The following is a 12707-nucleotide window of genomic DNA, read 5'->3' on the forward strand; positions in this document are numbered from 1 at the left end:
GGTTACATTTGACTAAATCATACTCCTATGCTTTCAAAAGATAATATATCTCCGTTTATAATAGGTACCATGCGTTTGGGCAAATGGGGCAGTAACTTGTCCGCCAAAGAATATGAGAGATTTATTGAAGGATGTATCGATTTAGACTTAATTGATTTTGACCATGCAGACATTTATGGTCATTACACAACGGAAAGCGAATTCGGTAATGTTTTAAAAAATAGAGCTGACCTTCGCAAAAAGATGAGGATAACCACAAAGTGTGGTATCAAATTAATTTCCGAAAACAGGCCTCAACATGCCATTAAATCATATGACTTATCATCAAGACATATAAAAAACTCTGTGGAAACTTCTTTAAAAGAACTCGGAACGGATTATCTAGATGTTTTACTTCTGCATAGACCGGACTATCTATTTAATTCGAAGGAGATTGCAGAAATTTTTTCCGATTTAAAAAAAGAGGGTAAAGTACTAGCTTTTGGAGTTTCAAATTTTTCTCCCTCCCAATTTGACCTTTTAAATGCATCTACTCAATTAATAACCAATCAAGTTGAAATATCGTTAGTACACAGAAATGCTTTTGAAAATAGCACATTGGACCAATGCCAAAAGTTAGGCGTTATCCCGTCTGCATGGTCACCTTTAGGTGGCGGCTTACTATTTAATGAGACCAAGGATAAGTCTATTTTAAGAATACAAAAGACTTTAAAAGAGCTATCAAGAAAATATGGGTTACAAAATGATCAGCTATTATATGCTTGGTTACGAAAACACCCTGCTGGAATTATACCAGTTCTTGGCACTTCTAAATTAGAACGTATTAAAGCGGCGCAAAAGGTATTGGATATAAACCTTACTCATGAAGAATGGTATATGTTATGGGAAGCTGCAATAGGAAGAGAAGTTGATTAAACATAAATATATACACAATGGAAAACGGTAAAATACAGATTAGATCCCCTCACCTTGAAGGTGCAGAAGTTTCATGGTTTGCGCCAATATGTAATGGAGATGATAGATATTTAGGGGAGCGAAGTATGGCCTACAAAAGCACGTTTGAAAATGCTTCGCAGATTCTTTTAACTGCTGACAAAAATGGGTATAGAAATATTTTATGCCCTTCATCATACCAAGTTGGGCAAGATACATTGCCGTTTGCAGCTGCAGTGGCCCCAATGACCGAACGGATAAATATTCTAGCGGCCGTACGATGTGGTGAAATTCATCCGCCGATGTTAGCTAGAACATTAACAACAATTGATCATATCCTAAAAGGAAGGTTTACCATAAATATTATTTCTTCCAACCTACCCGGAGAAGATTTATCCTCCGAAGATAGGTACCTAAGATCAAGGGAAGTCATTGAAATTTTAAAACAAGCATGGACAAAGGATGAAATTGATTTTCAAGGAAAATTTTATAATATGAAGTTACCTTCTAGTCCAGCTAAATCCTATCAAAAAAATGGCCCTTTACTTTATTTTGGGGGGTACTCCCCTGCTGCGGTAGATTTGTGTGCAGAACATTGTGATGTCTACCTTATGTGGCCGGAAACAGAAGGAAATTTGAGAACTTTAATGGAGAACATGAGCGAAAAAGCGGCTAAATATGGAAGGAAAGTAGATTTTGGATTGAGAGTTCATGTTGTAGTTAGAGATACTGAAGAGGAAGCAAGAGCCTACGCGGATAGTATAATTTCTAAATTAGGGGTAGAACAGGGCATAGAAATGCGCGAACGTGCGTTGGACGCCAAGTCTTACGGTGTTAGCAGACAAGCTGAAATGCGAGAAATTTCTAAAGACGATGGTTATGTAGAGGACAATTTATGGACCGGTATCGGCAAAGGGCGCTCTGGTTGTGGTGCAGCATTGGTTGGGACTCCTGATCAAATTATAGCAAAACTTAACCGTTATATGGATATGGGAATAAGATCATTTATTTTTTCAGGTTACCCACATAAAGAAGAATGTGAAAGGTTTGCAAAATTAGTATTGCCGAAAATAAAGACCTTTTCAATGCCTATTGCTCAGGGAAAAATAACCAATGAAGAACCTTTATCTCCGTTGGCTGCTGGAGTTCGGCAATAATCAAGTTTAAAATAATCTTTTTGGAACAAAAGTCTTATCTTACAGTGTTAAACCAAACGCATAACTAGCACCATTTATGATTGACTTACTGATTGTTTGCGCATATTTCGTTATAGTTTTTGTAACTGCGATTACCGGCAAGACCTCAAAAGAAGCAACAACCGAAGAATACTTTTTGAGTTCTAGGAACCTTCGTTGGCCTTCTATCGCTTTTTCAACTATCGCTACAAATGTTCAAGGCTATCAGTTTTTAGGTTTTATGGGTTCGGCATACCTATATGGTTTAGCCCAAGCAAACTTTGAAATTAATGCTATTCAAGGTCTTTTGTTAGCGGCGTTCATCTTTGTGCCGATGTATCTGCGTGAAAAGATTATTACAATAACCCAATTCATAAAAACCAGATTGGGAAGCACTATTGCACTTATATATTCTGGATCGAATATTCTGCTTTTTTCTACGATAACACTCGGAGCTGCGCTATTCTGGGGTGCATATTCCGTTGATTTGGTTTTTGGCGATTATCTGTCATTTATTCATAATGACCGGCTAACTCGAATCGCCGTTCTTATTGTGTTCCTAGGATTGTTCTCTGCAACATACACCTATTTTGGAGGTCTTGCAGCCGTTGTTAGAACTGATGTGATTCAATTTGTAATACTTCTTTCTGGAGGGGTAGTGGTTATGTTAATCGCCATTCATCATTTGGGGGGCTGGTCGCAACTGTACATAAAAACGGGTGATTTAATGCACTTACATCTTCCCGCCGATCATCCTAAATTACCATGGATACATGTTTTTGGGGCATTTTTACTTAACATAAATTATTGGTGCGCAAATCAATCTGTAGTGCAAAGATCTTTAGCTGCAAGAAGTCTAAAAGATGTACAAATAGGTCTTATGGTAGGTGGTCTTATGAAATACTTTATGGCTGCCATTATTATTCTTCCAGGGATAGCACTTGTAGGTATTTTAGGGGAAAACGGATTGACAGATCCTGATTCTGCTTTCCCGTATCTGGTAAATACTTACCTCCCTGTTGGCCTAAAAGGACTTATTCTATGTGCCCTATTCGCTTCACTTATGAGTACGGTGGATTCTACCTTTAATTCATTAGCCACATTATGGTCTATAGACATCTATAAAGTCTATATCAAAAAAGACGCTACAGACCAACAAATAGTTAAATCAGGTAAAAAGGCCATTTTATTATCTTTTATATCTGGTGTAATTATCGGTATTGTATTGTTGTTCATTAAGTTTAAAGACTCCGGCGCGGCATTTACCCATACGCTCAACGAGCTAAGATATTTTATTAATTGCGGAATTGTGGTTTTAATATGTGCTGCAGCTTTCTTAATGGCTCCAAAACATCGGGTGGCTTTGTTTGGTTTTGCGACAACCATTCCCCTTCAGTTTTTATTTATCTACTTGTTCCCGGACATGAACTATCTAGTTAGGGCAATGTGGGTAATTTTGGTCGGATTTGCCATTATTTGGTTAGGTTCAAAGAGTAGTTTCATTAAAGATAAATTAAAACCCGAACCAGCATCTCCCTTACTGGGAAAAGTGGGGATTGGCATGGCATTATCCTTGATTGCATTACATGTTATTTTTCATTAAAAACGCAAAAAGAACAATCTCTTGCCATAAAAAAAGCCCTATAAGCATTTGTAATCTCTTAAATAAGAAGTACTATTCTTTTTAGCAAAAACATTAACTAAAAGTACTTTTTGCATATAGCAGTTAATTCTTATATTCCCCTTTTTTCGTATAATGAAAATTCATCTCTTTGCCATTGTTGTTATAAGTATTCTTTTTTGTAGTTGTACTGAAAAGGAGAAAACTAACCTTTTTAAAAAAATTCCCTCTTCTACTTCCAGTATTAAGTTTAAAAATGAACTCAAAAGTTTACCACAACTTAATATTCTCAACTACTTATACTTTTATAATGGTGCTGGAGTAGCTGCTGCCGACTTCAACAACGATAAATTGATAGATCTTTATTTTACCGCTAATCAAGGAGAGGATAAATTGTATTTGAACAAAGGAAATTTTGAATTTGAAGACATTACCATTAGATCAAAGCTGTCTAATATTGGAAATTGGACAACGGGTGTAACACATGTAGACATAAATAATGATGGTTTATTGGATATTTATGTCTGCAAAGTTGTTAACTACAAAGATTTTAAAGGACACAATCTATTATATATTAATCAAGGGATAAATAAGGATGGTATTCCCATTTTTAAAGAAGATGCTGCCAAATATGGATTGGATTTCAAAGGTTTTTCAACTAAGGCCTCTTTTTTTGACTATGATCTTGACGGTGATCTAGATATGTTTCTATTAAACCATTCCTTACACCCAAACCGCACATATGGTAAAGGGACTAAACGCAAACAAATTGATGAAAAATCTGGCGATAAACTTTTTCGTAATGATGATGGTGTATATGTCGATGTTTCTGCCGAGGCTGGAATATTTCAAGGAAATATCGGATATGGATTAGACTTAAGCATTAGTGATTTAAACAATGATGGATATCCAGACATTTATGTTGGAAATGACTTCTTTGAAAATGACTACTTATACATTAACCAAAAAAATGGAAGCTTTAAAGAAATTATAAGTACAAGTGGTAAATACCTAGGTCATACGACACATTTTTCCATGGGTAATGATATTGCAGATTTAAATAATGATGGGTTGGCTGATATTGTTTCTTTAGATATGCTTCCAGAAAATATTGAGACCTATAAAACATCTGGTTTAGAATTTCCATTCTCAACTTATCGACAATATTTAAGAAATGGTTATGCGCCACAGTATATGCAAAATACGCTTCACCTAAATTTAGGCGATACTAATTTTAGTGAAATAGGAAATCTAAGTGGTATAACTGCCACGGAGTGGTCTTGGGGTGCATTATTAGCCGACTTTGATAATGATGGCCTTAAAGATATTTTCATTTCAAACGGCATCAAGGGAGCCACTAACGATATGGACTTTATAAGTTTCATTGCCAATGACAATATTCAAAAAAGAATAGAACAGGGCATGACAGAAAAGGAAATGGCTTTTGTTAAAGAAATTCCAGAAAAAAAAGTGGCAAACTATTTTTTTAAAAATAAAGATGGCATCTCGTTTGATGACGTTACAGATACCTGGTTTAAAAGTGAAGAATCCTTTAGCAATGGTTGTGTTTATGCAGACTTAGACAACGATGGCGATCTGGATATCGTAGTAAACAATATTGATACAGAAGCCTATATTTTAAAGAATACACTGAATAGTAAAAACAGGTCTATAAAAATCCAATTAAAAGGAAATGAAAAAAATAGATTTGGTATTGGCTCTAAAATTATTATTTATCTTAAAGGCAATAAAAAGGTAATTGAGAATTATCCTTCAAGATCTTATTTATCTGCCGTGCCCAATGAATTACTTGTTGGTATCGGAAATGATAGCATAATAGATTCCTTAAAAGTTATTTGGCCAGACCATAAATACCAAACATTGATCCAAATAAATAGCACTATCCCTTTACTTACAATGGATTATCTCGAGGCTTCAGGAAACTATTTCGAATCAACCCAACTCAAAAAAAATATTTTTACCTCTAAAGAAGAGCTTCCATTTGAGTTTGTGCATAAAGAGAATACATCTATAGAGTTTGATCGCGATCCTTTAGTCCCTTTTGCAAATACGAATGAGGGTCCATCAATTTCAGTTGTAGATATTAATAAAGATGGCCTGGACGACTTTTTTATAAGTGGTGCCAAGGCACAACCTTCAGCGTTATTTCTTCAAACCATTGATAAGAAATTTCAAACTACGCAAGAAGAATTATTTTCTATTGATGCACTAAGCGAAGACGTTTCGCATGTTTTTTTTGATGCCAACAACAACGGTTTTGAAGATTTGTTAGTTGTAAGTGGAGGCAATGAGTTTAAAACTTCGGACAATATTAAACCTAGACTTTACATTAACAAGAATGGTACTTTTTATAAAGATTCAATTCAATTTAATGGTATAGAATTGAATGCCTCAAAAACTAGTGTTAGTGATTTCGATAATGATGGCGATTTTGATATTGTTATCGTATCTGACCAAGTGCCATGGCAGTTCGGAAAAAACCCTAAGCAGTACCTTTTTGAGAATGATGGAAAAGGAAATTTTACCACTATCACAAAAACTAAAGCACCAGATTTTGAAAATATCGGGACCGTAAAAGACATAATCTGGATTGATATTGACGATAACGGATTTAAAGATCTTATTTCAGTTGGATATTGGATGCCAATATCAATATTTTTAAATGACGGAAAAACACTTCAAAAAAAAGAGTTAAGTGGATTAAAAGAAACAAACGGTTGGTGGAATACTGTAAAGGCTGAAGATTTTGACAATGACGGAGATATAGACTTAATTGTAGGTAACTGGGGCAAGAACAGTAAGTTTTCAGCTTCAAAAAAAGAGCCCATAACCCTTTACAGTAATGATTTTGATAATAACGGCTCCAGAGAACCTTTGGTGACCTATTTCTACAAAAACAGGGAAACTACATTCACGTCAAAAGATGAATTAGTCAAACAAATGCCTTTTTTAAACAAGAAGTTTTTGTCTTACAATGCTTTTGCTTCTGCCTCCGTAAAAGAATTATTTGGAACAAAAAACCTTGAAAAGGCAGAGAAAAAATGGGTTTTTGAATTGGCAAGTTGTTACTTTGAAAATGATGGAGAAGGAAATTTTATCAAGAAAGAACTTCCTCTAATGGCTCAGATTTCCACAGTTCAAGATATCATAATTAAGGATTTTGACAATGATGGTTTTAAAGATGCATTACTTGTTGGCAACACATATGAAATAAGCACCCAATTAGGTAGGATGGATGCGTCTCATGGCATATTTTTGAGGTTTGATAAAAAAAATGGATTTGAATATCCGGAAAACTGGCAAGTAGATATTTCTGGACCGGCAAGAAGTATCACTGAAATCAATATAGGTGGTGAAACAAATTTTCTAGTTGGCATTAATAATATGGAACCTGTTCTGTTTAAGGTAAAAAGCAAGTGAAAAGCTATTTTATGAAAGACGTCATTTATATTTTACTTCTATTGTTCATCATTAGTTGCAAAAACAATGAAGGTGAGCTTTTCTCAAATGCCACTTCTAAAGGCACTGGCATTAGCTTTAAAAACACCCTTGAAAGTGATGATGAACTCAATATTTTAGATTATCTCTATTATTATAATGGTGGTGGCGTAGCTGTCGGTGATATTAATAATGATAACCTGCCAGATATCTTTTTTTCAGGAAATCAAGTCAGTAATGCCTTATATATAAACAAAGGCAATCTAAAATTTGAAGATATCTCCGCCACTGCTGGAGTGCAAGGCAATAGTACATGGAATACAGGTGCCGTAATGGGAGATGTAAACGGGGATGGGCTCCTTGACATTTATGTATGTGCCGTTGTAGGTATAAATGGTTTTGATGGTTATAATGAGTTATATATTAATAATGGTCCTTCGGTAAGTTCGGGACAGATTACTTTTACAGAAAGTGCAAGTAAGTATGGTCTAGACTTTGACTCTTATAGCAGTAACGCCGCCTTTTTGGATTACGACCTTGACGGAGATTTAGATTTGTATATTTTAAATCATGCGGTGCATACTCAAAAATCTTTTGGAAAGATGGATTTAAGGTTTAAAAGAAATTATCAAACAGGTGATAAATTGATGCGGAATGATGGTGACAAATTTACTGAGGTAAGCGAAGAAGCGGGTATCTATGGGGGAATTAACGGGTATGGCTTAGGTATTTCCGTTGCAGATTTTAATCAGGATGGTTATCCTGATATTTATGTTGGAAACGACTTCCATGAAGATGATTACTACTATTTAAATAATGGCGATGGCACTTTTACTGAAAGCCTAAGAAAATACTTTGGTCATACAAGTAGATTTTCTATGGGTAGTGATGCTGCTGATATTAACCATGATGGTTTTCCTGACTTAATTTCTTTAGATATGTTGCCCGAGGAAGAAGTTGCTTTAAAATCTTCTGAGGGAGACGATAATATTCAAGTTCAAAAATTGAGAGTTAAAAATTATGGTTACCACTATCAGTTTACTAGAAACATGCTTTATGTAAACCAACCTTCTGGACAATATATGGAAACTGCACTACTCAGTGGTATAGCTGCCACAGACTGGAGCTGGAGTGCTTTGTTTGCAGATTATGATCAAGATGGAGAGCAAGATCTATTTATTTCAAACGGAATAACAAAAAGACCGAATGACCTCGATTTCATAAAATATGTTTCTAATGAACAGATTAGAAAGAAAATAGATAACACAAAATTAGTAGATCAAAACGCATTGAATTTGATGCCTTCGGGGGCAACGCATAACTATATTTTTCAGGGAGATGGCAATTTAGGCTTTAAGGATAAATCCAAAGAATGGATTGTAAATGATACCATAATTTCTGGAGCTACTGCCTTAGCAGATTTCGATAACGATGGTGATATTGATTTGATCACCAATAACATTGATAAAAGTCCAACCCTTTATGTTAATAAAACAGATAATACCTCTAACTATATAAAATTAAAGTTTGATTATAAAAATAGAAATAAGCTTGGGATAGGAACTAAAGTTTTTTCATTCCATAAAGGAAAGTTACAATACAAAGAATTGTATACTACAAGAGGGTTCCAGGCTTCTTCAGAACCTTTTATACATTTTGGCTATGGAAATGAGGAAATTATTGATTCATTAAAGGTCATTTGGCCAGATAAAAGTTATCAAGTGCTAAAGAAGGTAAAAGTAAACCAAACTTTAACTATTGCTCAAGAAAATACCAAGCCGTTTGATTATGGTTCTCTGAAGGAAAAAAATAATACTTTGTTCAAAAAAATAGACTCCAACTTGGGCATCGATTTTACCCATAAAGAAGATAATTACATAGACTTTACTCGTGAAAAATTGATTCCTTATCAAGTTTCAGACCGCGGACCTGCTACAGCAATTGGTGATTTGAATAATGACGGGAGAGAAGATATCTTTTTTGGTAGTTCTAAATTCAACACTTCTAAAATTTATATTCAGCAGGACACTTCGTATGTGGAAGCCCAATTTTCCAGTTTACAAAATAATCTAGTTAAGGAAGAAGTAGCTGCTGCCATTTTTGATATAAATGGAGACTCAAAAGAAGATGTTTTTTTAGGATCAGGTGGGGCTGACTTTTACGCGAAAATGAAACCGCTACTCGATAATTATTATATACAACAAGATACTTCCTTTACTGAAAAAGAGGTTGCAGATTATTTTGAAAATACGTCTGTAATTAAGCCTTATGATTTTGATTCAGATGGGGATTTAGACGTTTTTGTTGGTGCGAATAGTGTTTCTAAAAATTTTGGAGAATCACCAAACAGTGTAATTTTTGAAAATATCAACGGGGAACTATTAATGCATGAAGGTTTCAAGCTCTCAAAATTAGGTATGGTAACAGATGCCATATGGCATGATTTTGATAATGACAACAATAAAGATTTAATTGTTATAGGTGAGTGGATGAGTCCACGGTTTTTCAAGAATTCAAACGGTAAATTAATTGAAATCAATCTCATCGATAAAAAACTCAACGGTCTGTGGCAAAGCATAGCCCCATTTGATATTGACGGTGATGGAGATACGGATTACTTATTGGGCAACTGGGGCCAAAATTCAAAGTTTTCAGCCACAAACGAAAGTCCAATGAGAATGTATTTTTCTGATTTTGATGACAATGGAAGTACTGAAACAATTGTAGCGATAGAAAAAAATGGAGATTATTACCCTTTACTAGGCCTTGATGAATTGTCAAGCCAAATGGTACATTTGCGAAAAAAATACAAAAATTACAAAGATTTTGCTGGTAAAACCATTTCTGAAATTTTTGAAAAAAAGATTTTGAACGAAGCCGAACTTCTTGAGGTAAATGAACTGAAATCTGGATACCTGCAAAACAATGATGGAAAGTTCAATTTTATCCCATTTCAAACAGAATTACAAGTGGCCCCAATAACCACTTTTTTAAATTTTGACTTTGATAATGATGGTAGAGAAGAGGTTTTAAGTGCTGGTAATTACTTTGGTGTAAAGCCATTTCATGGTCGATTCGATTCCTTTTCAGGGGCACTTATAAAAACTGAAAAAAATGTAATTTTGGGTAACAGGTTAGGTCTTAATTTGGAGCAAAAATCCGCAAGACATTTAAATATAATTACTCTTAAAGATAAAAAGTATTTGTGCGTCACTTTCAATAACGAAAGATGCCATATATATGAACTTACAAATTAAAAGATGATGAAAGAAAGATTAGTATTCATATTCGTTTTAGCCTTTTTCTTTTTTTCGTGCAATAAGAAAGAGCCTATAGAAATATTGCCGATTGAGATTCATAATGCAGTGGATAAAGTCACTGAGGTCATGATACATGATATCTTTTCCCCTCCTGTTGCTAGCAGAATTTTTGCTTATCCTAATATTGCTGCCTATGAAATTATTGCTCAAAAAGATAGCAACTATATATCCTTGACAAATCAATTACCTGGCCTGTCAGAAATTCCAAGGCCAGAAGAAAACAAAAAAGTAAACTATAACCTTGCCGCCTTAGTAGCACATTTAGAACTTAGCAAAAGGCTTATTTTTTCAGAAGATAGAGTTGAGCAATATCGTGATAGCCTCTATACTATTTGGGAAGACAAAAACAATCAAGATTTTGAAATTTCAAAAAATTATGGGCTCAGAGTAGCAGATCATATAGGACTTTGGATGGATAAAGACAATTATAAACAGACTCGTACCATGCCAAAATTTACTATTGATTCCGATAATCCATCAAGATGGCAACCAACCCCCCCCGCATATATGGCCGGTATTGAACCGCATTGGAACAAAATTAGGCCTTTTGTAATTGATTCTGCCTCACAGTTTAAGCCTGTAATGCCTCCTGAATTTTCTATGGAAGAAGATTCTGATTTCTATAAGGAATTGCGAGAAGTATATGATATTAGCAATGAGATAACCGCAAAAGGAGATACTTCTGAGGAAGTTGCCATAGCACAATTTTGGGACTGTAACCCCTATGTTTCAGTTACTAGAGGGCACTTGATGTTTGCTACAAAAAAAATCACTCCAGGTGCACATTGGATTGGTATAACTAAAATTGCAAGTACTGAGTCCAATTCTGATTTTGCAAAGACCATTTATGCTTATACAAAAACTTCTATTGCAATTGCAGATGCTTTTATTAGTTGTTGGGATGAGAAGTATAGAAGCAATTTAATCCGACCTGAAACGCTTATTAATGAACATATTGATGAAAATTGGGAGCCAGTGCTTCAAACCCCTCCTTTTCCAGAATATACCAGTGGGCACAGTGTCGTTTCTGGAGCAGCTTCAACGGTCTTGACTCATATTTTTGGTGAGGACTTTGCTTTTGATGATACAACTGAAATTCCTTATGGACTTCCAGTACGTTCTTTTAAATCTTTTGAAGCTGCAGCAGATGAAGCTGCAATTAGCAGAATGTATGGAGGTATTCATTATAGAGCAGCTGTTGAAGTTGGAGTTAAACAAGGAAGGGATTTAGGGGAATTTGTCATTAATAACCTTAAAATGACAAACGCTAAAGGAAAAGTTGTACTAAATGAGTAATACTAAATGAAAAGAAGTTTTATAGTTATTCTGATATTAATAATTGCAGGGTTAAGTTGGTATCTTTTTTTAAAACCTTTTGATTACTTAATCACTTTTAGGGCAAAAACAACACCTGGTACGGTTAGCCAAACCGTAAAGATTTGGACAAACAAAGTTGGAGCAGAATTAATAGAACAAAAAGATAATTATTCGCTTACACAACGATTGAAGTTTAATGACACCACTGTAATTTATGATTGGAAAATCAAAAACCTAAATGACTCCGTTTCCAAAATACAGGTGCAAATTAAAGATCTTGATCATAGCTTAGCAAATAAAATTCAGATTCCATTTAGGAATACCGTATTAGAGAAGAGGTCAAAAAAAATATTGTTAGAGTTTAACCAGTTACTATATGGTCATCTAAAAAGTTTTAAGGTGAAAATTATAGGTGAAGAAAAGGTAGAACCTGTCTTCTGTGCCTATTTGGCAGTTAAGGAATCTCAAGAAAATAAAGCTTTCGGAATGATGGCCAATTACCCATACTTATCTGGTTTTGTTGATGATAATAATTTGGGTATTGGTGGAATTCCTTTTATTGAAATTACGAATTGGGATAGGCAAAATGATAGCATTACTTATAATTTTTGTTATCCAGTAAAACTTTCGGATAGCTTGCCTAAACACAAGGAGATACAGTACAAACAGTTCAATGGGGGTAAGGCCATTAAGGCTATTTATAACGGCAATTACATAACTTCGGATAGAGCTTGGTATGCACTTTTAGATTACGCTAAAAAGAATAAGATAAGTGTGGACATAAAACCCATTGAGATTTTTTTTGACAATCCAAACCTGGGTGGCAATGAATTAGAGTGGAAAGCTGAAGTTTATCTTCCTATCAAATCTGAAGACCGATAA

7 protein-coding genes are annotated in these 12707 nt (G+C 34.7%); all 7 read left to right on the forward strand.

Annotation, left to right across the window (positions count from 1 at the left end; translation table 11 throughout):
• Positions 1-27: 27 nt before the first annotated feature.
• The 7 genes from ACZ1GR_RS08000 (at position 28) to ACZ1GR_RS08030 (ending at position 12707) form a co-directional block, all read left to right on the forward strand.
• The gene (locus ACZ1GR_RS08000) at positions 28-915 is read left to right on the forward strand and encodes an aldo/keto reductase (RefSeq protein ID WP_472611620.1); all 888 of its coding nucleotides are present in this window, start codon (positions 28-30) and stop codon (positions 913-915) included.
• A 17-nt stretch (positions 916-932) separates the two neighbouring features.
• A complete protein-coding gene (locus ACZ1GR_RS08005; RefSeq protein WP_472611621.1) occupies positions 933-2090 on the forward strand; it encodes an LLM class flavin-dependent oxidoreductase in 1158 nt (385 codons plus the stop codon).
• 76 nt (positions 2091-2166) lie between these two features.
• Complete coding sequence (locus ACZ1GR_RS08010; RefSeq protein WP_472611622.1) at positions 2167-3711, forward strand: sodium:solute symporter family transporter; 1545 nt, start codon at positions 2167-2169, stop codon at positions 3709-3711.
• Positions 3712-3864: 153 nt separating this feature from the next.
• Positions 3865-7170 carry a VCBS repeat-containing protein gene (locus ACZ1GR_RS08015; RefSeq protein ID WP_472611623.1) on the forward strand — a complete coding sequence of 1102 codons (3306 nt, stop codon included), beginning with the start codon at positions 3865-3867 and terminating at the stop codon, positions 7168-7170.
• A gap of 11 nt (positions 7171-7181) precedes the next feature.
• Complete coding sequence (locus ACZ1GR_RS08020) at positions 7182-10445, forward strand: VCBS repeat-containing protein (RefSeq protein ID WP_472611624.1); 3264 nt, start codon at positions 7182-7184, stop codon at positions 10443-10445.
• A gap of 6 nt (positions 10446-10451) precedes the next feature.
• Positions 10452-11804 carry a vanadium-dependent haloperoxidase gene (locus ACZ1GR_RS08025; protein WP_472611804.1) on the forward strand — a complete coding sequence of 451 codons (1353 nt, stop codon included), beginning with the start codon at positions 10452-10454 and terminating at the stop codon, positions 11802-11804.
• A gap of 6 nt (positions 11805-11810) precedes the next feature.
• Positions 11811-12707, forward strand: a complete 897-nt coding sequence (locus tag ACZ1GR_RS08030) for a GyrI-like domain-containing protein (RefSeq protein ID WP_472611625.1) — start codon at positions 11811-11813, stop codon at positions 12705-12707.

Source organism: Croceitalea sp. W27, assembly GCF_055693185.1.

Bases quoted from the DNA above. Each gene is read 5' to 3' on its own strand.
- ACZ1GR_RS08020 (WP_472611624.1), top strand. From the start codon at position 7,182: ATGAAAGACGTCATTTATATTTTACTTCTATTGTTCATCATTAGTTGC.
- ACZ1GR_RS08030 (WP_472611625.1), top strand. From the start codon at position 11,811: ATGAAAAGAAGTTTTATAGTTATTCTGATATTAATAATTGCAGGGTTA.
- ACZ1GR_RS08025 (WP_472611804.1), top strand. From the start codon at position 10,452: ATGAAAGAAAGATTAGTATTCATATTCGTTTTAGCCTTTTTCTTTTTT.
- ACZ1GR_RS08000 (WP_472611620.1), top strand. From the start codon at position 28: ATGCTTTCAAAAGATAATATATCTCCGTTTATAATAGGTACCATGCGT.
- ACZ1GR_RS08005 (WP_472611621.1), top strand. From the start codon at position 933: ATGGAAAACGGTAAAATACAGATTAGATCCCCTCACCTTGAAGGTGCA.
- ACZ1GR_RS08015 (WP_472611623.1), top strand. From the start codon at position 3,865: ATGAAAATTCATCTCTTTGCCATTGTTGTTATAAGTATTCTTTTTTGT.
- ACZ1GR_RS08010 (WP_472611622.1), top strand. From the start codon at position 2,167: ATGATTGACTTACTGATTGTTTGCGCATATTTCGTTATAGTTTTTGTA.